We start from the raw sequence: 20,357 nt of genomic DNA, 5'->3' as shown, positions 1-20,357 counted from the left end.
CTCCGATGACTACCATACTGGCTAATTTATAGGCGCCACTTCCGGCGTTTAACACCTCGGGGGTGAACGATGGAACTGCGTCTGCTCATGATTTTTTCGCTGCTGTTTGTCTGTGTTCTGGTGCCTGCTGTTGGCGTAATTTTATGCGGCGCTATTCTTGCGCTTCAGATCATGTTGATGAGCCTCCGCCCGATGATGGCGGGCCGGTCCAAACCAGCGAGCGATGTCGGCGCATTGCAGCCCATCCCGGTATTTTCCATTCACGTTGCGACCCATTCCGAGCCACCCGCAGTGGTCATCCGCACATTGCAGTCATTGCTCAACCAGGATTGGACGACGGGTGCGTTTGAGGTGATCGTGATGGATAATAACACACAGGATATCGCCTTGTGGGGGCCAGTTGAGGCGTTTTGCAGCCAGCATCCCGGCCGCCTGACCTTCCTACACAGACTAGGTGTCGTGGGCGCCAAGGCGGGCGCCTTGAACATCGCACTTGATCATACGCGGGCGGATGCGACCCATGTTGTCACTGTCGACGCCGATTACATCGTGCAACCAGATTTCCTGAGCATCGCGGCCTCCGCACTAGGGCGCACAGGCGCGGATTATGTTCAGTTTCCACAATCCTATCGGTTGACGGATCAAGCGGCTGCCGGGGTGGACGCCGAGCTTGAGGAGTATTTCAGATCAAATGCAATCATGGCTGATGACGCGGAGGCGGTGCTGTTGACGGGCACGCTATGTGTGATTTCGCGCCGTGCGCTGGTTGCCGTCGGCGGATGGTCGGGTGCGACCACGACCGAGGATGCAGAGCTAGGCGTCAGGCTTTGCCATGCAGGATACTCCGGCCGCTTTATTAATGAGGTCGTCGGGCAAGGGCTGCTACCGCTATCCTTGCGCGATCTTGAGAAGCAAAGATATCGCTGGTGCAGTGGAAACTTGCGGACGCTCCTTCGTCACTTGCCGATCATCACAGGTCACGCAAGCTCTCTCAATATTCAGCAGCGTTTGGTCGTCATCACGCAACTCACCGCGTGGTTTAACCTAGCTTTAGTGCCTGCGATCCTGCTGCTGGCCGCGCTACTTTTGGACAGCGCAACTGCCGGGTTGGTGGCGTTCGCCTCTGCCACTATCGTTCTCTGCCTTCTTGACGTCGTCCTTCGCGTGGCAGAGCGCGGCATCAACGAGGCGCGTAGCCTTTCGACAATCCTTGCCGCGTTAGCGTGCCGAATTGCGTTGGCACCGCAATCGGCAAAAGCGACCCTTGATGGCGTGATAGGCGGAAAACTACAGTTTATCGTCACCAACAAATCCGGCGACGCAGTATCGCGGTATCGCACAGTGCCAATTGGTCATGTAGCACTCTTTGTCCTGTCACTCTGCGCTTTGATCGCTGCCGAGCCACACCACATTCTTGTCATAGCTGCACTGATCACGCTGATGCTGCCTCTGCCCGCCGCGCTCTTTACTGCTCGCAATCTCAGGTCCTACCGCGCCTCTATCTCGCTGGATGCCGGGGGTGCCACAGCATGAGCATCGACCCCCTCGCACCTTTGGTAGATATCGTTATTCCGACCTACAATCGCGCTCACCTTATTGCCAAGGCAGTCCAGGCAGCACTCGATCAGTCATGGTGGAACTGCCGGGTGACTGTCATTGACGATGCCAGCACCGACGACACCCCCGTCGCCGTTCGCCAATTCTTTGGTAACCCACGGTTCAATTATGTCCGCTTGGTCCATAACCTTGGTACGGCGCAGGCGAAAAATGCTGGTATTTTGCTGACTGGCGGTGAGGCTATTACCTTTCACGATTCTGACGATCTGCCGCATCGCGATAAGGTTCTACATCAGGTTCGGGTTCTAACCGCGCAGAATATCGGCGCTGACGATTGTCTGAATTGGGCGCTAGCTGGCAAGAGTGCAGGCCAGACGCTGAAGGTCGGCGCGGCTCTTACGCATCACGAGCTTATCCTGCCGGACGGGCAGCGTGTTGAAATCCGCCGGGACATCTCTTTGTTCGACGACGTGTTTCCAAATCTTCAGATGGGTAGCCGCGTACCCGGTGAATGGACGCACATCAATTCCGGCCTTTTTCGTGCCGAGGTGCTAAAGCGGCTTGGCGGGTTCGAGGATTGCATCGAAGAAGACCGGGAATTTCGCAACCGCCTGATCCTAAATGGCGAGATTGTGTGGGTCATTCCCGAGTTGCTGCTAACCAAGATCGAAACACCCGGCAGCCTGACGCAATCCAGCACCTCGGACTACGACAGCGCAAAGCGAAAGGCCGACCGACAGCTGGTATGGGGCAAGGTCGACGAATGGCGAAGGACAGGCCGGATCGCACCGGTGCCTATCGATATAGACGCTCTTCAGGTTTGTTTTGCCAGCAACCCCGCCAGCCTCGTCGCCCGCGACGTGCCTATGACCGACAGAACGGCAGCAGCTGTCAATGCTATCATCTCATCATGCGCTGCCAGTGCGGTGGCCGCCCAATGATGATGTTGGCGAACCCACCAAACCTACCATTGATTGCGTTCGTCGATCCGTGCTGTGCAGGCGGTTATGATCTGGCTGACTTGGAAAAGAGCGGACTGGGCGGGACTGAGGCGACGGTATTGCGTGTCGCCACAGCCTTGCGGTTTCGATTCAGAGTGACCCATTATCAGGCTGGCCGCAGTGACAGCATTCGGTCTGATGCGGGCGATCTACGCCCTTTGGATCATTTGCGCCAGGCACGTGCCGCTGATGCAATTGTTGTGCTTAATCGCTGGAAAGTTGCTGCCAAACTGCGCAAACTTTATCCCGGCACGCCGATATTCCTGTGGCTTCATGTCTACCCCGGACGGCATAACCGCGCGATGGGCGCCGTTATGAAAGACGCGGACATAACAGTGATTTGTGTCTCGCGGACACATGTGAGATCGCTAGCAACTTTTACCCGCACGTCTGACCGTCCTGATATTACGTTTATCTACAATCCTGTTGCTGATGGCTTGCGGCCCGATGGCTCAACCCGCGACGCAGATAAGCTGCTGTTTGCAAGTTCTCCCCACAAGGGGCTTGGGCAAGTGTTTGAACAGTTCGCAGCGTTGAGATTGTCTATCCCTAGTATCACTCTCGCCGTTGCGGACCCCGGATATCTGAAGTGGGATACAGGCGCCGTTCCAGATGGTGTGTCATTTCTGGGCGCGTTGCCGCATCACGTACTTGTCCAGCACATGAGGCAGGCGCTCTGCCTCTTCAATCCGCAGACGTCCTTTGCCGAGACATTCGGTCTTGTGCTGGCCGAAGCGAATGCAGTGGGAACGCCCGTTCTGATCCACGAGGGTTTGGGCGCAAATGACGAGGTTGTGGCCGACGAGGCGCAGCGCGTTGACGGCAATGACCCGGAGGCTATCTTAAAGAAAATCGCCCAGTGGCGGCATTCTTGCCCGGCCGTAACCACCAATCCTGAATTTAACATGGCTGAAGTCGCGAATGTCTGGGCCGAGCTTCTGCAAAGCGCGGTTAAGCGGACGCCATCGGGCGCCGCCTCGTATTCTCTCGCACAAGGAATTAGATGATGCCGGTCTCAAATGTCACGCCCAAGATGCCATTTCATGAGGTAGGCCAAGGCGAGATCTCTGCTGATTTGCTGGCCAAATTATCCGACGGAGCGGCGGCTGAAGAAGATGGCACGCGTCCCATTGCTAATTCCATTGATTTACTGAGGTCAGCAGACCTCCTGCTCCAGGGCAGCGGTGAGCCGCCGAACCGAACCGCCAATTTGCTGATGAAGGTTGGCGCGGCCAATCTTTGCGTCGGCCGACTGTGGGAGGGACACATGAATGCGTCCACCCTGATCAACCTCTACGGAGCGCCACACCTAAAACGCCGCGTGCGTACGTTGATCGATCAAGGCGCGTTTCTGGGGGTGTGGGGCGCAGATGGCAAAACTCCGGTAACGTGGACGGCTCCAAGCGATTGTCTGAGCGGTGCCAAGATGTTCGCCTCCGGCCTTGGAACCGTGACCCACGCTGTCATCACAGTTAATTCAGGCCCAAAGGTTCGTCTGGCTTTGGTCGACGTCTCGGACACAGCACGTGCAGATGCTAGCGTGTGGGATATGCACGGAATGAAGGCGACGGCGTCAGGCAGGTTTGATTTCACGGACTTTCCGATGAGCCAGGCCGAGTGGCTGGGAGAGCCCGGCGACTACTTGAGAGAGCCGCATTTCGTTGGTGGTGTCTGGCGCATCGCCGGGCTGCAGGTTGGTGCTGCGATCGGCCTTATCGACTGCGCCGCTGCGGAGTTGCGCGCCATGGGCCGTATGCACGCAGGACCGCAGCAGGCGCGCCTGATGCCCATACTGATGCGGGCTTGGGCGGGTGCATCATTGGTGGAGCGCGCTGCGATGGCGACCACAGACGCTGGGCTTGCGACGGAACAGATTGTCGCCACCTCGATTGCCGCGAGGCTGCTAACCGAAGACGTCGCGCTGGATGCGATCCGCGCAGTCGAACAAAGCATCGGGCTTCGGCACTTTGATGCGCAATCACAGACCGGAAGGATGGCCCGCGACTTGGCCGTCTATCTGCGGCAGGCGGCGAGAGATGCTTTTTTGCAGCGCGCAGCGGAGCATGCTCTGGGCCAAGACGGCGGCACCTGGGGGATTTTTGAGTGATGCTGGATCGCCGCCCCTACTTATTCGATTTTCTGTCCACGCAGGACAAGTTGGTCGTCGTCGCGCCGCACCCAGACGACGAGTCGCTTGGTTGCGGTACTCTTTTGGGGCGCGCATTCGCGGGCAGGGGCGGCGCACATGTCGTTTGCATGACAGACGGTAGCGCCTCGCACCCTAACTCACAGGAATGGCCGCCGAGCAGGCTATCGCGGTGCAGACGGGACGAACTGGTTGACGCTGTGATCAGGCTGGGGGGCACCGCCGCCGACGTGACCTGCATGGGCCTGCCCGATGCCCGTCTATATCAGCTTGATCCTACCAAGATCGCGGCAGACCTGTCGGTGATCATTGCCGACTGCGGAGCGCGGCATATTTTCGTGCCCGCCGTTGAAGACCACCATGAGGATCATAAGGTCGCCGCCGAAGTCGCCAACATTTTGCGACGGATGCGGCCTGATTGGTTTTACTACAGCTATCCCGTTTGGTGCCGCTGGGACGATCCCGATTTTGATCGGACGGTGTCGGCGCACGATCCGGCCCGATTGAGCGCTCCGGAACTACGTGCAGCAAAGAGCGAAGCCATCGCAGCGCACCGAAGCCAGCTGGGACAGGTTGTCCGCGACGATCCTAGCGGGTTCACGCTACCTGCTGCGCTTGTTGCCAAATTCATCGATAGCGATGAAATTTTCTGGAGGATGCCATGACGGGCGTCGGGCTGGAGCACCTTCACGGCTTATATGCTGGTGGTGACGATCCGTGGGCCTTTAGAACCAGCGGGTATGAGCGGCAGAAGTTCGCGCAGACCCGCAAGGCATTGTCGCGCACGCATTATCAATCCGCGTTTGAGCTGGGCTGCGGCAATGGTCAACTGGCCTACCATCTCGCCGATATCTGCGCGCGATACGCTGGCATGGACGCTGTGGAAAAGGCGTTAGAGGCCGCACGGCATGCCGTTCCGACAGCGAGTTTTACTCAGGGCTACTATCCCTGTCCCCTCCCTGACGATGATTTCGATCTTCTGATTTTCTCCGAAATCCTCTACTTTCTGGATAAAGACAGCCTCGGTACACTTGCCGTTACCGTCGCTGACAAATGGCCTGATGCCGAGTTGATCTGCGTGTCCTACTTCGGCCAATCGGGCAACGATTTGCAGGGCAGCGACGCCTTTGCAATTTTCGCACATGCCCTAAGCGGCACTCATGAATTTGATCTGGTCTGGCAGACCGAAGGATATCGCATTGATTGTGGCCTGCCGAGGGCCGGCTGATGAGGGATGACACATCCAAAAATATTGCAGTCGTCATTCCAGCCCGGAATGAGGCGGAGCGGATCGGCGCCTGTCTGGCCGCTTTTGCCGGACAAATTGAACGCACCACAATTATTCTGGTGATCAACAACACTATTGATGCGACCGCCGAGAGGGCCCGCGACACAGCTGCGCAGTATGATCTGGACCTTACGGTCCTCGACTGCGCCCTGAACCCGGCAGACGGCGTAGGCGCTGCACGAAGGATCGGGTGCGATCACGCCATGCGCCAGATGCGCCACCTTAGATACATGATGACCACGGATGCCGATTGTATCGTCGCCGCGGATTGGATTGCATGTAACGCCCGCCACCTTGAATCCGTCGATGCGGTATGCGGCCGGATCGACTTAATCGAGAGCGAGAAGGGTATTTTAAGCGAGATGGACCTCGTTCTCGCTACCAACGAGGGGCGCTATAGAGCACTGGTTCAAACGATATATGCCAAGTATGCCGAAGAGTCGGCTGACCTAATTGGCACGCATGGCGAAGCGGCAGGTGCAAGTTTGGCCTTTACCCCAGCGGCATATGTTGCTGTGGGCGGGTTTGAGCGCAACGAAAACGGCGAGGATCGCCGCATCGTTCGCGCATTGCGGTCCTCAGGCTATCGCGTATCACATGCAGACGACGTGATTGTTCGTGCCTCCTGCCGCCTTGATGGGCGTGCGGTTGGCGGAATGTCCGACGCCCTCAAAGCGCGTATCGACGGCACCGACTATCTGGTCGACGATTGCCTGCCAGCCGCCGAATGGCTGGTGAGTGGCGCGCGCGCCGGAACACTTGGTGTTTGGCCGCCACTGGTGCCCGCCGAAGGGCGCGTCCACGTGCAGGACCTTCCAAGAAACATCTCCACTCTAGAAGCGTTTTTCCATACTGGACATGCGGCTGGGGCGCGCGCCGATCTGGTTGACCAATGATTCCTGTCTGACGCCAGCGCCCTTGTATCAAAATGGCATTACATGCTGAAAGAGTGTTCGTAATTACCGCAAATCGAACTGATTTGGAGGTTTGAACGCCCAGATATTTCTGATTGATCGCAGCCGTTGAAGGGTGAGAATAAACAAAAAAGCCAGCCAAAATTGCCGAAAACTTGATCAGAATCGTTAAATACGCTACGATTCACGCATTAGTTGTATCTGGGATGCCCATTATGCAATGCGTTTCAAAAAATTTCATCGCGTTTTTTTGCCCCATCTTTGCTACTCTGATAGTCGCGTTCAGCAGCATGTCGATCAGCGCTCAAACCGTTTTTGTTGAGCAAGGTTCTGAATGGAATTCCTATAATAGGAGCGCTTTTTATACTCAAGATCAGGGGTCGCGGATTATGCCTCTGGCTTGGATGCGTGCTTTAGTGTCGCCCGACGGAACTGGTTTTCTGGAAGATAGCTTGACGCGCTATGGCTACCTTCCGAACCCAAATGGCGCCTCATTGGACATTCCGGTTGGCTTCACTGTGGCCCAGCATGACGGGAAGCCGTCGATAGGGATGACCTGCGCGGCATGTCATACTCGGCAGATAGAGGTAAACAACACCCCCTTCCGTATAGATGGTGGTCCCGGCATTGTGGATTTTCAATCTTTTCTTGCTGACCTTGATGCGGCCATGGCATTGGTTTTATCCGAAAACGCAAGTTTCGAAATCTTCGCGGAAAAGGTGATCGGGGCGGGGGTCAACGACGAAGAGAAAGCGCAGCTCAAGTTAGAACTTGAGCTATGGCATTTACGCTTCAGTACTTTGACAAACCGCGCCCTACCAGATCCAGCTTGGGGGCCGGGGCGGCTTGATGCAGTATCCATGATTTTCAACCGCTTGGCTGGACTGGATATCGGCCTTCCCCCTACGTACCTAATCCCAGATAATATTTATCCAGCAGATGCTCCAACCCGGTATCCATTTCTTTGGAACGCTGCGCGCCAGGATAAAACGCAATGGCCTGGCTTTGCAGATAATGGAAATAACACTTTAGGCCTCGCCCGAAATCTTGGTGAGGTCTATGGGGTATTTGGCGTCTTGCACCCCACAAAAACCACCGGTCTCACTATTCTGAATCGTGACTATTTGGGGTCCAACTCCGCGAATTTCGAAGGTTTGTCACATCTGGAGGAACTCATATGGAAGATTGGGCCGCCAGAATGGCCTTGGGAAATTAACCACACACTTGCAGCAGCTGGCGAGGAAATTTTTAACCGGGAGTCGGTTGATGGTGGATGTATCAAGTGTCACGGTCAACGTCCCGGCGCAAACAGGTGGACTATACGCGGAACTTGGGAAACCCCGATTCAAGATGTCGGCACGGACAACCGTGAATGCAAGATTCTTGAACGCACAGTAAATACAGGGATAATGGAAGGCGCGAAAATTCCTTTCCTGACAGATCCGCTCAAGCCGGTGGATACTGCGTTCAATTTACTGTCGACAGCCGTAATCGGAACAATTTTTCAGCGGATTACTAGTTTCGGGTCGGCAGATAACGCTGCTTTGTCCACCAGCGGATTACCCCCTGAGCTAAGCCAGCTAAAAGGCGCATTTAGAGAGATCAAGCCACCGCCCGCTGGACTGACCACGTCAGCAAATAGATCAGGGTGCGCTTACGAGGCGCGAGTCCTACAAGGCATTTGGGCCGCGGCCCCTTACTTGCACAATGGGTCAGTGCCGACACTGGAGGCGCTGTTGCTTCCTGCATCAGATCGGCCGGTGGCTTTCAAGATTGGACCGAGCTACGACATTGAAAGCGTTGGATTGTCTACAGAGCAAAGCCAATTCGACTACGTGCTTGAAACAACTGATTGTACGGATGTCGGTTCTGGAAATAGCCGCTGCGGTCACGAGTACGGGAGCAGCCTGAGTGACGGTGATCGAGAAGCGCTTTTGGAATACCTGAAGTCTCTTTGAGCGGTTAAGTATGCTGGTCATTCGCGGACGCTATAACCACTTTTTAAAAGGAATCTGTCTGAGGAGGATAAGCAATGTCCAGAGCACTTTTTATTGCAGCGATCTTGCTGGGTGGTTCTATTGATATCGGCCTGCACGCTCAGAGTGCCCTGAGCCAAGAAAACCTGCGTCTCCTTCCTGATGTCACTCAGCAAGCAATTCAAGCTTTGCCCGCAAAGGAAGTGTTTCAGTCGGACTTTTTGAAGGATCCCCTAAAAGGTCAGAATATAGATGATCAAAAAACTCTACAGTTTAGCGTAACCGCGGATCAACTTCCTACCGATGCGCCGACGAAACTTCAATTTAATGCAGACGGCATGACAGAGGTTCCGATAGCAGCGCCCAATAGTGTGATTATTCAATTTGAACCTGGCACAACAGAAGCTGAAGTAAGTGCATTTCTTGCCGAACGACAGCTTGAGATCATCCGCAAGTTTCCGTCAATACGCTCCGTTCAGGCCGAAGGTGATCTTAGTAGGTACTTCATGCCTGAGTTGTCTGACGACAATGCGAATGACGCTTTGCTGCGAGGGATGGTTGATATTGTAGAGGATTTTAAATCTGATCCCCGTATTAAAAACGCTACACCAGACTTGTTTTTGCGCGATCAAGACAATCCCGAAACAGAAATTGTTATTACTAATCTTCTGACGCCAAGCGACGTCGTTTTGTCAGATGCAGCCAACCCAATTGAAAGGGCCGATTGGGGCATCGCAGACATAGAAGCCGACCAGCTCTGGTCGCTGGACAATGCTCGTGACGGCGTTCTCTTTGGAGTTATGGATGTAGGCTTTTCACGGCACGAGGACCTGGTTTTTATGGGCCTGTCACCCAGGACAGATGTCGATGATCATGGCAACCACGTGGCCGCAATTGGTTGCGGTCGGCATGACAATGCGGTCGGTGTTAAGGGAGTCCTGCCAAATTGCTTTGTTCGCGCCCGTTCAGGTGACATATTTTTCAATGCCGACGAGGGCGGTCAAGTACTGGAGTTTTTCGTCCTCTTTAGTCAGGTGCTAGCGACACTTGAAAACTTTGTTTCCCAACAAGACGAAGTTCTAACTTTCAATATTAGTCTGGGTTACAACTGGCGAGGCAACTTTGGTATCAACCCGGATTTACCAGACGCCGCTCAGTGGCGGACTTTGGTTGCCTCACAGGGCGCAATCCTTGTCCCGCTGCTTGAGCTGGCAGATAGGAATGGCCGGGTGATTTTTTCGGCGGCAGGCAACGATAGTACTGGCCTTGAAACACCGATAAGCGCTAGATTTGCCAGCCCATTTAATTGGGCCGCACTGGAGGCCCGAGAACAAGGTATTGCGAATAGCGGTGTCATTGTTGAGGCGCATGATTCCAATGGAAACCGCGCGCCCTTTTCAAATACAGGCGGGCATATTTCGTGTCCGGGCGTCGACATTTTTAGCGCGGTAGCATTCGATATAACCGGTCAATTTTCGCGGAACGCCTATGGCAGCATGAGCGGAACCTCAATGGCGTCGCCATACTGCGCTTCTGGACATCTTTTGTTCAGATTGGTGAGGTCCGGCTATACTGGTAACGAAGCTTTGGAATGCATGCTTCAATCAACCGATATGTCTAGCTCCGGCACGCCGATGCTGAGACTGCAGCAGGCCATTACAAACTGCCCGCCGAAGCCATAATTTTCTCGATCAGTAAGCCGGGTACATAGGGGGCCAGTCAACTTTTTGACCCCAGAGCCGGCACCTTTGACAAGACAGGCGGAAACTAACGCTACAGCCCAGCAAGGTTTGTCTGACTACATGCAACCGAGTTTCACAGCAGCAAAGGCGTGCAGATGCCGAGCATCGCGCTCCTCTTGCGCGATTTTTTAACGTAGTGTCTAAGTTCTGAGCCAACGGCCCAATCAAGGTATCCTTCAGCCCATGCTCACGAACTTCGATTTGATCGAGCTGACCGAATTCCGGCGTGACCTTCACAAGCGCCCCGAAGTTTCCGGTGAGGAACGCGAAACAGCTCGCGCCATCATGGCCGCGCTAGAGGCTTTATCCCCCAATCTTATTGTGAGCGATTTGGGAGGGCATGGCGTCGCCGCGGTGTTTGAGGGCAAGCGCGATGGACCGACTGTTCTGTTTCGCGCTGAACTTGATGCGCTTCCAATTCAGGAGCTGGCTGATCTTCCCTGGATTTCACAATATGTTGGATCGGGGCACCTCTGTGGACACGATGGCCATATGACGATGCTTCTGGCGCTTGGGCGATTGATCGCGCGCAGCCCCATTGCGTCCGGCCGTGTGGTCTTGATGTTTCAGCCTGCCGAAGAAGATGGCAGCGGCGCGCGCGCAGTCGTCTCTGATCCGGCGTTCAGCGAAATCGCACCGGACTGGGCGTTCGCGATCCACAACGAACCTGGACGTCCCTTTGGGCAGGTCGGAATACGTGCCGGGCTTATCAACTGTGCATCTCAGGGCCTTGAGATCAGGCTGACGGGCAAGACAGCGCACGCCGCCAATCCCGAAACGGGGACCTCCCCTGCACGAGCTGTCGGCTATTTAATCTCGGCCTTAAGCGAGTTGGGAACAGGTGGACCGCTTGACGATGAGTTCAAGCTGGTGACCATCACGCATATTCGCGTTGGCGAGCCGTCTTTTGGCATTTCCCCAGGGGAAGCGGTCATTTATGCGACCTTGCGCACCGCAAATGATGCTGCGATGGCGGCGCTTGCGACAGGTTCTCGAAAATTGGCCGCTATGGCCGCAAAAGAGGTGGGGCTCGAAGTGGCCTTCCTTGTGCGAGACGATTTCGCGGCATCTGTAAATGATCCAGATGCCGCACGCTTGGCCGTGTCCGCTATGGACGCCCTCGGCATTGCAATGGGCGACGATGGTTTGCCGATGCGCGCATCGGAAGACTTTGGCGTGTTTGGCCGGAATGCCAAGGCCGCAATGCTGCTCCTTGGATCGGGGGAGCGCCACGCCGCCTTGCACAATCCTGATTACGACTTTCCCGATGATCTGATCCCAGTCGGCGCGGCGATATTTGATCGCATCGCGCGCGATATCTTGGGAACCGCCTGACGAGCGTCTGAGCCTTTCAATGGGTGTTTAGGCCAGTGCGCCAGTACTAAGTCAGCCGCTTGTCGGCTGCGTCTACTGTTTCGTCGACCGCGCCCCAAAACTCAGCCGCTTTGCTGAACTCTGCGGCGTGAAACTCTGACCTCTGAAGCCCCGAAGGGTCGCCGTCGAAACGCCCTACGCGCTGAGCGCATTCGAAAAATCCTATAGCGGGCAAGCCAGTTCGGTTCTTGCTCACCACCAGCGCCGCGATCAGTGGGCGGCCTGCTGCGGCATCTTGCTCTATCAGGCGTTCTAATGCGGCCGTGAGTTGACGGATGGTATTTGGGGGAGAGAGATCCAACGAACTGGCAAGAGCTTGATAGGTGATGGGCGTCGCCTGACTGGCAATCCGGCGAAGATAAGTTCGGACGCGCCGCGCCAACACGTCAACCATATCCGTGGCAGCGCTCATGGTTCACCATCAAGTTGCAATTCGTCACTCCCAATTTGCATTAACTTGCGGCGTCATGGTTAGACAGTCAATTTCCGAAAGCGGGGTAGGTTGGCCCATCACGGAGTGAAAGATCCCTGCGCGCAGCGGTAGGAGGCGATACGCGGGTGCGTTACATCTTGCACTTGATCGCATGAACGCTCTTTGCGCTTGGTCTTCTCAGACACTGCGCCTTGTGCTGCCTTGGCGCCCGAAGTTGCAATCCGCGCGCATATTCAAATCTGACCCAAAGGCTTGGCACCATCGCAATTTTGCCAAGATTTGCCAGAATTAGGCTGGGTTTTCCCAACGAATTGTGGTTTATAACGATTTTGTAAATGGTTCGCGGGCTTTTTTGCGTGAGTTTCAGCGCGATAACCTATGCTGCATAGATGCGTAACCGCGGACGAGCCGGAAAGATCAGGGCATGGCGATCCTCAGCTTCATTCTCAATCTGGCAGGCGCCACTATGCTGTTGCTCTTTGCGGTACGTATGGTGCGTACTGGGATTGAGCGTAGTTTTGGTGCGCAATTCCAGCGTTGGCTAACCGAAAGCACCAGTCTGCTTGGCTCAGGCGCGACCGGTGTGATGCTGGCGCTCATTTTGCAAAGTTCGGCTGCGGTCGCGCTGTTGACGTCTGGCTTTGCTGCGGCGGGCTACCTCGCCTTTCCAGCGGGATTGGCTGTGGTTCTGGGCGGCGATCTAGGCTCTGCACTTATTATTCAAATTTTGTCGTTCCGTCTTGATTGGCTGGTGCCACTCTTACTAACGGTCGGTGGTTGGCTCTTTATAAAGACAGAAGGCCGTCGCTGGCGGCAGGCCGGGCGCATCCTGATGGGCGTCGCATTCATCCTGATTTCACTGCAACTGCTGCGCCAAACGATGGAGCCGATCAAAGATAGCGCGTTCCTTCCTGCCATCGCCGATTATCTTGCGCGTGATTTTATCACCGCATTCCTCGTAGGTGCCGCGCTGGCGTTCGTTATGCATTCCAGTGTCGCGGCGATCCTGATGTGCGTCACATTGGTCCATATTGGTGCAATCCCGTTTGCAGCTGGTCTATCGCTGGTGCTGGGCGCGAATCTGGGCAGCGCCGGAATTCCCGTTTATTTAACGCGCGGAATGGGCATAGAGGGTCGGCGCATCCCGATCGCCAATATGGCGTTGCGCGGCACATGGGCGCTCGCCGCGCTGTTGGTGATAAATCTCGGGTTCGACCCATCAAACCTGCTATTTGTGTCGCCCGGCCAGTCGCTCATCTACGCGCATATTGCGTTCAACCTGTCGTTGCTGATCGTAGCGCTGCCGCTCTGCCGTCCGCTGGCGCGGCCAGTTACCGCTATGATGCCTGCCACCGCCCGCCCCGCTTCGGAGCAGCATGACGAAATCAGCGTGCTGGATCCGGCGGTGTTGGACACGCCCCCGATGGCGATTGCCAGCCTCAAGCGCGAGCTTTTGCGCATGATGGGGCTGGTTGAACGAATGTACCTGCCCATTCAGTCCCAGTACCAATCTCCGGACAAAATGCAAATGCGCGCGATCAAGCTGCAGGACAATATCGTTAACGCCGCCCTTCTAGAGATCCGCCGCTACGTGGCCGACATTCCGCAGGAAAAGTACACCAAGGAGGAGGCCAAGACTGTGCGTAGCCTTATGGAGTACGCGATCCGGCTAGAGGCGGCGGGTGATCTAGTCTCGGGTCAATTCCTGCGAACAGCAGCAGAAAAGCGGGACGAAAATGTGCAACTGTCCAGCGAAGGCTGGTCAGAGCTGGTGCATATGTTCGAGGCTGTACGTGCCAATTTCAAGCTGGCTAGCAACGTTTTGATCTCGGATGATCTCGAAAGCGCGCGCCTTCTGGTCATGGAAAAGACTGAGATCAAGCAAGAGGAGCGGCGCAGTCGCAAGCGCCACCTTCAACGTCTGTCTGAGGGCCGCGCCGATAGTTTCGGCTCTAGCGACGTGCATTTGGAAACGTTGCGTGCGCTGCGTGATCTGAACGGTCATATCTCGGCCGTCGCGTATCCTATCCTTTATCGCAACGGCCAGCTTCTTGAGACACGCCTTATCCAGAACATGGATGAAGGTCGCGACGACTAATCGGTGTAACGCATTTGCCGCTGCACGCATTTGGCAACTTTTGGCGTGACACGTGACGCAAACTAAAGAGGGGGCGATACCATGCTGCCATCCCAGCGCCATCAAGTCATTCTGCACCGGGTCGCTGCTCAGCCTGCAGTCACGATCCGCGAATTGACTACATCGCTTGGTGTAAGCCGGGAAACGGTGCGCAAGGATATTGAACAGCTTGCCAACGAAAACCGGTTGCGCCAGGTGCGCGGCGGCGCCACCCGCATCCTTACGGCCGAGCCGCCCTCGCAAATGCGCGCCGTGACAAACCGCGAGGGTAAGGCCCGTATTGCCGCGCATGTTGCGGCGTTGATTGCCGACGGCGCGAGCCTGTTTATTGATAATGGGTCGACCACTCTGGCGGTCGCCCATGCCATCGCGCAGCGACGGCAAGGGCTGATTGTATATACTAACGATTTGAAAATAGCTGAAATTATCGTGCCTGCTGCCCGCGAGATCACGGTTCTGGGCGGGCGGCTAGACCCTGCCGAGACGGCGACGTTTGGCATTGAAACGCTTGAACATCTTGCACGCTACCGCGCTGAATATGCCCTGATTGGTGCAGGCGGGGTCAGTGCGCGGGCCCTCTTTACAGATTTTTCACGCGAGGCTGCGGAAATGCGGCTGCGGATGATGCGCCAGTCCGAAGAAGCACTGATCCTGACTGACAGCAGCAAATTCGGCGAGGTCGGGCAGGTAGTGTTTGGCCCGCTGCCGAAGGGCGCGCGTATGATCACCGATATGGAGCCGCCCGAGGAGATTGCCGCAGCACTCAGCGCCGCGTCCATCGGCGTAGACGTGGCGGATGTTATTGGCGAATAGCCAAAAAAGAAAGATATTGCCAAGTGATGCAAAGCAAGAGTAGGCTCAATGGAATTTCCTGTTGTCCATCTGGAGCCTGCCGATGTCTGATCAAACCCTTCCGGGCGACGTCCAATATGTGATTATCGGCGGTGGCATCGTCGGCTGCTCGGTTGCATATCACCTGACCAAGCTGGGTCATACTGACGTCGTCCTACTGGAGCAGGGCCAGCTCAGCTGCGGCACTACTTGGCACGCTGCGGGCCTCGTCGGCCAGTTACGCAGTCAGCCTGCGATGACCGAGCTGATCCGGTATTCAACCGAGCTTTATGCTGGCCTTGAGGCCGAAACCGGCCTTGGCACCGGATGGAAGCAATGCGGCTCAATCACTGTGGCACGCACTGAGGATCGTATGACGATGCTGAAACGCACCGCCGCTGCCGCGCGTGCGCAGGGCGTGGAAGTGGATGTAATCAGCCCCGCCGAGGCGCAGGAAAAATGGCCTGTCATGCAGGTGGACGACGTTAAAGGCGCGCTCTGGATGCCTGGCGATGGCAAAGCAAACCCGACGGACTTGACGCAATCGCTAGCCAAAGGCTCGCGAAATCGCGGCGCGAAGGTGATTGAGGGGATCGAGGTGACGGACATCCTGACCGAAAACGGCGCCGTCACCGGTGTTGTTACGGACCAGGGTACAATCAAAGCAGACGTTGTGATCAATTGCGCCGGCCAATGGGCGCGCAAGCTGGGCCTGATGTGCGGCGTCGATGTGCCGCTGCACTCGGCCGAGCATCTCTACATCGTCACCGAAAAGATGGAAGGCGTCAGCCCCGATTTGCCTGTCATGCGCGATCCTGACGGCTTTATCTACTTCAAGGAGGAGACCGGCGGCCTGGTCATGGGCGGGTTCGAGCCTGAGGCAAAGCCGTGGGGGATGAACGGCATCCCAGACAAGTTCTTTTTCCAGCTCTTGCCGGATGACTGGAACCAGTTTGAGATCTTGATGGACAATGCGCTGATCCGCGTGCCGCAATTGGCAGACGCTGGCGTGCGAGAGTTCTACAATGGCCCTGAGAGCTTTACCCCCGATAACAATTACATCCTTGGCGAGGCGCCCAACCTGCGCAACTTCTTTGTCGGGGCCGGCTTTAATTCTATGGGTATCGCAAGTGCCGGGGGCGCCGGTCGCGCGCTGGCCGAGTGGATCGTCGAGGGCGCGCCTACCTCAGACTTGTGGGCCGTTGATATCCGCCGCTTTGCGGGTTTCAACAATAACCCCACATGGCTGCACGACCGGATCAAAGAGACACTGGGCCTGCATTACGCCATGCCCTGGCCCAATCGGGAGCTGGACACAGCGCGCCCCTTTCGCCGCTCGCCGCTCTATGATCGGCTGGCAGCCAAGCATGCCGTTTTCGGATCAAAAATGGGGTGGGAGCGGGCAAATTTCTTTGCTGAGGACGCGGCCAGTGCCCGCATCGATTACAGCTTTGGCCGCCAGAATTGGCACGATGCCGTCGCCGCTGAGCATAAGGCAGTGCGCGAGGGCGTCGCCCTATTTGACCAGACGTCGTTTGCAAAATTGATGGTGCAGGGCGCTGATGCCTGCGCGCAGCTAAACAGGATCTGCGCGGCGAATGTCGACGTCGCGCCGGGGCACACCGTATATACTGGTCTGCTCAATTCGCGCGGTGGATACGAGAGCGATCTGACCGTCCTGCGGCTGGAGCGGGACAAGTTTCTGCTGATCACCGGATCGGCCCAAGCGGTGCACGATGCTGATTGGATCACCCGCAATCTGGAGGGCGGCGCGCATGTGGTGCTGACCGATGTGACTTCTGCATGGTCGGTGCTGGCGTTGATGGGGCCGAAATCGCGCGACGTTCTGGGTGCGCTGAGCAACGCCGATCTGGGCAATGCCGCTTTTCCTTTTTCCACGCACCGGCAGATTGATCTGGGCTATGCCACAGTGCTGGCCAATCGCATGACATATGTGGGCGAGCTGGGATGGGAGCTGATCGTGCCGACCGAATTTACTGTCGGCGTCTATGACGACCTGATGCGTGCCGGGGCCGCGCACGGCATCCGCGATGCCGGATATTACGCGCTGGAAGGGCTGCGGCTGGAAAAAGGCTTTCGTGCGTGGAGCCGTGAATTGACGCCAGATATCACGCCGATGCAGGCGGGCCTCAGCTTTGCTGTCGATATGGACAAGCCGGGCGGCTTTATCGGGCGGGATGCGTTGGTGGCAGCCAAGGCTGATCCGCGCCACCTTTGCACAAAAATTGTGCAATTGGTGCTGGAGGACGGCGCTACGCAGCTCTGGGGTGGCGAGGCGGTACTAATGGACGGCAATGAGATCGGCGAGGTGCGTTCGGCCGCATACGGGCACTCTTTGGGCGCCAGCGCCGCATTGTGCCTGTTGCATGCGGGCCAGCCCCTGACCCGTGCAGTGCTAGAGGCAGCGCAGTTCAAAGTTGATCTTGCAGGAGAAAAGCTGCCTGCCATAGTGCATCTGCGCAGTCCCTATGATCCCGCGGGCGCGCGACCCAAAGCGGATGCATGAATTCGCATCATTCGCGCAGAGGTAGAGTGGCAAAAGAAAGCCGTGTGAAGAGGTGGCGAAATGATAAGCTCAGCCAATGGTTCGATAGGTTAAATCGATTTTCCTTGTAGGCGGAACCTGTCACAGTCTCGTTGCAAAGCGGTCCTAAGAAGGCCGTGCAACATACAAGTGGGCCTATTTGCCCGCTCAAATACAGAGGAGAAGACAATGAATTTCAAACTTACAACAGCGGTTTCAGCTTTGATCGGTGCGGCCATGGCGACCGCCGCAATCGCCCAGACTGAACTGACCGTCTATACCGCCGTCGAGGCTGAGGATCTGCCCCGCTACGCTGAAAAATTCAACGAGGTGAACCCCGACATCACCGTCAACTGGGTCCGCGATTCCACCGGTGTCATCACTGCCAAGCTGCTGGCCGAGCGTGACAATCCGCAGGCTGACGTGATCTGGGGTCTTGCCGCGACATCGCTGTTGCTGCTGAAATCCGAAGGCATGCTGGAGCCCTATGCGCCCGCTGGCGTCGAAAAGTTGAACGCGAAGTTCGTGGACAAGGATACGCCCCCTGCATGGGTCGGAATGGACGCCTGGGTCGCGGCCGTTTGCGTCAACACCGTAGAGGCCGAAAAGCTGGGCCTGACGATGCCGACCTCGTGGAAGGATCTGACCGATCCGCAATATGAGGGCCACGTGATCATGCCAAACCCGAACTCATCGGGAACAGGCTTCCTTGACGTGTCCAGCTGGTTGCAGATGTTTGGCGAGGACGAAGGCTGGGCATATATGGATGCGCTGCATAACAACATCGCGCGCTACACCCACTCCGGCTCCAAGCCGTGCAAGCTGGCGGCGTCAGGCGAAATTCCGATCGGCATCTCGTTTGCATTCCGCGGGGCCAAGTCCAAGGCCGAAGGCGCACCGATTGAGATCATCGTGCCGTCCGAAGGTGTCGGCTGGGACATGGAAGCTACCGCAATTGTCGCGGGCACGGACGCGGTCGAGGCGGCGCAGAAGCTGGTCGATTTCACCGTCACCGAAGACGCTATGCGGATGTATAACGTCGGCTATGCCGTTGTTGCCATCGACGGTATCGCACAGCCCGTTGAATTCTTTCCCGATGGTCTGGCCGACGCTATGATCGATAACGATTTCGAGTTTGCCGCAAACAATCGCGCGCGCATCTTGGAAGAGTGGCAGAAGCGCTACGACGGCAAGTCCGAAGCGGAATAAGACAGAGACCGAGGGCGGCTTAGGCCGCCCTCTTTCGCTCTGCTCCACAATAAATACACCCGTGAAAGGACTACCCCCGTGCCCGAGGCGACCGCAGGCGATGCTTATCTAAAAATTGAAAACCTGTGGAAAGCCTTCGGTGATTTCCTTGCGCTCAGCGACGTATCGCTGGACATTGAAGAGGGCGAATTCGTCTGCTTCCTTGGCCCATCTGGCTGCGGCAAGACCACGCTACTACGCGCCATTGCGGGCCTTGATCTGCAAACCAAAGGATCGGTCCATCAAGGCGGCAAGGACGTGTCGAACCTGCCCCCGTTCGAGCGGGATTTTGGAATCGTGTTCCAATCCTACGCGCTGTTTCCAAACCTCACCATTGAAAAGAATATTGCCTTTGGCCTCGAAAATGCGGGCCGCACGAAGCCAGAGATTGCCGCGCGCGTGACCGAACTTCTGGACCTCGTCGGCCTGGAAGAACAGCGCAAGAAATACCCCGCCCAGCTATCGGGCGGCCAACAACAGCGCATCGCGCTGGCCCGCGCCATCGCTACCAATCCCGGCCTTCTGCTGCTGGACGAGCCTTTGTCGGCGCTCGATGCCAAGGTGCGCGTTCACCTGCGCCATGAGATCAAGGAGCTTCAGCGCAAGTTGCGCGTGACCACCGTGATGGTGACTCACGACCAAGAAGAAGCGCTGTCGATGGCCGACAGGATCGTTGTCATCAACAATGGCCGGGTCGAGCAAATTGGCACGCCTACCGAAATTTATCGCCATCCCAGCACTCTTTTTGTGGCCGGATTTATCGGCGACATGAACAAATTTGACGGAATCGTGGACGGTCCGGAGGGCGTTACTTGCGGCCAGATGCAACTGGAATGCGAGCAGCACGCAGTGCCCAAAGGCCGCCGTGCCATCATGGCGATCCGCCCCGAGGATGTGGTGCCGCATGGGGGCGCGCACGGGGCATCGGGCGCATCGGGCAAGGTTGAGACGCAAGGCAACACGCTAGACGTCGAAGTGACAGAAATGGAATTTCTCGGCTCATATTGGCGATGCCGCCTTGCATCGGCGAGCCTCGGGTCGGGCGAGTTGATTGCGAATTTCTCGATGAACGCAGTGCGCCGTTTGGACCTAAGCGAAGGCAAGCGGATGATGGTCGAGTTGCCCAAGAGCCGCGTCATGGTCTTTGATGCGGCCGGGGTCTGAT

General features: G+C 56.6%; 16 protein-coding genes. 15 read left to right on the top strand and 1 reads right to left on the bottom strand.

Annotation, left to right across the window (positions count from 1 at the left end):
• Positions 1-69 precede the first annotated feature (69 nt).
• From MK6180000_RS14845 to MK6180000_RS14800, 10 genes are all read left to right on the top strand, one after another.
• Positions 70-1,533, top strand: a complete 1,464-nt coding sequence (locus MK6180000_RS14845; protein WP_138935434.1) for a glycosyltransferase — start codon at positions 70-72, stop codon at positions 1,531-1,533.
• Positions 1,530-2,498 (top strand): glycosyltransferase family 2 protein, encoded by a 969-nt coding sequence (locus tag MK6180000_RS14840; protein ID WP_138935433.1) that lies wholly within the window; start codon positions 1,530-1,532, stop codon positions 2,496-2,498. Before MK6180000_RS14845 ends, MK6180000_RS14840 begins: the two co-directional genes overlap by 4 nt.
• On the top strand, positions 2,495-3,565 hold the full coding sequence (locus MK6180000_RS14835; RefSeq protein ID WP_212751915.1) for a glycosyltransferase family 4 protein: 1,071 nt from the start codon (positions 2,495-2,497) through the stop codon (positions 3,563-3,565). The genes MK6180000_RS14840 and MK6180000_RS14835 overlap by 4 nt, the downstream gene beginning before the upstream one ends.
• A complete protein-coding gene (locus MK6180000_RS14830; protein ID WP_138935431.1) occupies positions 3,565-4,665 on the top strand; it encodes an acyl-CoA dehydrogenase family protein in 1,101 nt (366 codons plus the stop codon). The genes MK6180000_RS14835 and MK6180000_RS14830 overlap by 1 nt, the downstream gene beginning before the upstream one ends.
• Positions 4,665-5,369: a PIG-L deacetylase family protein gene (locus MK6180000_RS14825; protein WP_138935430.1), complete on the top strand. Its 705-nt coding sequence runs from the start codon at positions 4,665-4,667 to the stop codon at positions 5,367-5,369. Before MK6180000_RS14830 ends, MK6180000_RS14825 begins: the two co-directional genes overlap by 1 nt.
• Entirely contained in the window at positions 5,366-5,932 is a 567-nt protein-coding gene (locus tag MK6180000_RS14820) for an SAM-dependent methyltransferase (RefSeq protein ID WP_138935429.1), read from the top strand. The genes MK6180000_RS14825 and MK6180000_RS14820 overlap by 4 nt, the downstream gene beginning before the upstream one ends.
• On the top strand, positions 5,932-6,888 hold the full coding sequence (locus MK6180000_RS14815; protein WP_138935428.1) for a glycosyltransferase family 2 protein: 957 nt from the start codon (positions 5,932-5,934) through the stop codon (positions 6,886-6,888). Before MK6180000_RS14820 ends, MK6180000_RS14815 begins: the two co-directional genes overlap by 1 nt.
• Before the next feature lie 233 nt (positions 6,889-7,121).
• Positions 7,122-8,864 carry a di-heme-cytochrome C peroxidase gene (locus tag MK6180000_RS14810; RefSeq protein WP_171054725.1) on the top strand — a complete coding sequence of 581 codons (1,743 nt, stop codon included), beginning with the start codon at positions 7,122-7,124 and terminating at the stop codon, positions 8,862-8,864.
• Between the two features lie 74 nt (positions 8,865-8,938).
• A complete protein-coding gene (locus MK6180000_RS14805) occupies positions 8,939-10,564 on the top strand; it encodes a S8 family peptidase (RefSeq protein WP_138935427.1) in 1,626 nt (541 codons plus the stop codon).
• Between the two features lie 243 nt (positions 10,565-10,807).
• The gene (locus tag MK6180000_RS14800; RefSeq protein WP_138935426.1) at positions 10,808-11,959 is read left to right on the top strand and encodes an amidohydrolase; all 1,152 of its coding nucleotides are present in this window, start codon (positions 10,808-10,810) and stop codon (positions 11,957-11,959) included.
• A gap of 46 nt (positions 11,960-12,005) precedes the next feature.
• Here the strand turns inward: MK6180000_RS14800 and MK6180000_RS14795 are convergent, their stop codons facing one another.
• Entirely contained in the window at positions 12,006-12,410 is a 405-nt protein-coding gene (locus MK6180000_RS14795) for a hypothetical protein (protein WP_138935425.1), read from the bottom strand.
• 445 nt (positions 12,411-12,855) lie between these two features.
• Here MK6180000_RS14795 and MK6180000_RS14790 point away from each other — a divergent pair, with 445 nt between their 5' ends.
• The 5 genes from MK6180000_RS14790 (at position 12,856) to MK6180000_RS14770 (ending at position 20,356) form a co-directional block, all read left to right on the top strand.
• Positions 12,856-14,529 (top strand): Na/Pi cotransporter family protein, encoded by a 1,674-nt coding sequence (locus MK6180000_RS14790; protein ID WP_138935424.1) that lies wholly within the window; start codon positions 12,856-12,858, stop codon positions 14,527-14,529.
• Between the two features lie 81 nt (positions 14,530-14,610).
• Positions 14,611-15,381: a DeoR/GlpR family DNA-binding transcription regulator gene (locus tag MK6180000_RS14785; protein WP_138935423.1), complete on the top strand. Its 771-nt coding sequence runs from the start codon at positions 14,611-14,613 to the stop codon at positions 15,379-15,381.
• Positions 15,382-15,463: 82 nt separating this feature from the next.
• On the top strand, positions 15,464-17,926 hold the full coding sequence (locus tag MK6180000_RS14780; protein ID WP_138935422.1) for a GcvT family protein: 2,463 nt from the start codon (positions 15,464-15,466) through the stop codon (positions 17,924-17,926).
• Between the two features lie 207 nt (positions 17,927-18,133).
• Positions 18,134-19,153: a putative 2-aminoethylphosphonate ABC transporter substrate-binding protein gene (locus tag MK6180000_RS14775; protein ID WP_138935421.1), complete on the top strand. Its 1,020-nt coding sequence runs from the start codon at positions 18,134-18,136 to the stop codon at positions 19,151-19,153.
• A 78-nt stretch (positions 19,154-19,231) separates the two neighbouring features.
• Positions 19,232-20,356, top strand: coding sequence for a putative 2-aminoethylphosphonate ABC transporter ATP-binding protein (locus MK6180000_RS14770; protein ID WP_138935420.1), 1,125 nt, complete (start codon positions 19,232-19,234; stop codon positions 20,354-20,356).
• Position 20,357 lies beyond the last annotated feature (1 nt).

Source organism: Roseovarius arcticus, from assembly GCF_006125015.1.
In the GTDB taxonomy this organism is placed as follows: Bacteria; Pseudomonadota; Alphaproteobacteria; order Rhodobacterales; family Rhodobacteraceae; genus Roseovarius; species Roseovarius arcticus.
This window is presented reverse-complemented; position numbering and strand designations above follow the sequence as displayed.

What these genes read in the sequence shown, in the direction of transcription:
- MK6180000_RS14805 (WP_138935427.1), top strand. Translation starts at nt 8,939, where the DNA reads ATGTCCAGAGCACTTTTTATTGCAGCGATCTTGCTGGGTGGTTCTATT.
- MK6180000_RS14780 (WP_138935422.1), top strand. Translation starts at nt 15,464, where the DNA reads ATGTCTGATCAAACCCTTCCGGGCGACGTCCAATATGTGATTATCGGC.
- MK6180000_RS14810 (WP_171054725.1), top strand. Translation starts at nt 7,122, where the DNA reads ATGCAATGCGTTTCAAAAAATTTCATCGCGTTTTTTTGCCCCATCTTT.
- MK6180000_RS14825 (WP_138935430.1), top strand. Translation starts at nt 4,665, where the DNA reads ATGCTGGATCGCCGCCCCTACTTATTCGATTTTCTGTCCACGCAGGAC.
- MK6180000_RS14785 (WP_138935423.1), top strand. Translation starts at nt 14,611, where the DNA reads ATGCTGCCATCCCAGCGCCATCAAGTCATTCTGCACCGGGTCGCTGCT.
- MK6180000_RS14790 (WP_138935424.1), top strand. Translation starts at nt 12,856, where the DNA reads ATGGCGATCCTCAGCTTCATTCTCAATCTGGCAGGCGCCACTATGCTG.
- MK6180000_RS14795 (WP_138935425.1), bottom strand. Translation starts at nt 12,410, where the DNA reads ATGAGCGCTGCCACGGATATGGTTGACGTGTTGGCGCGGCGCGTCCGA.
- MK6180000_RS14820 (WP_138935429.1), top strand. Translation starts at nt 5,366, where the DNA reads ATGACGGGCGTCGGGCTGGAGCACCTTCACGGCTTATATGCTGGTGGT.
- MK6180000_RS14815 (WP_138935428.1), top strand. Translation starts at nt 5,932, where the DNA reads ATGAGGGATGACACATCCAAAAATATTGCAGTCGTCATTCCAGCCCGG.
- MK6180000_RS14830 (WP_138935431.1), top strand. Translation starts at nt 3,565, where the DNA reads ATGCCGGTCTCAAATGTCACGCCCAAGATGCCATTTCATGAGGTAGGC.
- MK6180000_RS14845 (WP_138935434.1), top strand. Translation starts at nt 70, where the DNA reads ATGGAACTGCGTCTGCTCATGATTTTTTCGCTGCTGTTTGTCTGTGTT.
- MK6180000_RS14840 (WP_138935433.1), top strand. Translation starts at nt 1,530, where the DNA reads ATGAGCATCGACCCCCTCGCACCTTTGGTAGATATCGTTATTCCGACC.
- MK6180000_RS14835 (WP_212751915.1), top strand. Translation starts at nt 2,495, where the DNA reads ATGATGATGTTGGCGAACCCACCAAACCTACCATTGATTGCGTTCGTC.
- MK6180000_RS14775 (WP_138935421.1), top strand. Translation starts at nt 18,134, where the DNA reads ATGAATTTCAAACTTACAACAGCGGTTTCAGCTTTGATCGGTGCGGCC.
- MK6180000_RS14800 (WP_138935426.1), top strand. Translation starts at nt 10,808, where the DNA reads ATGCTCACGAACTTCGATTTGATCGAGCTGACCGAATTCCGGCGTGAC.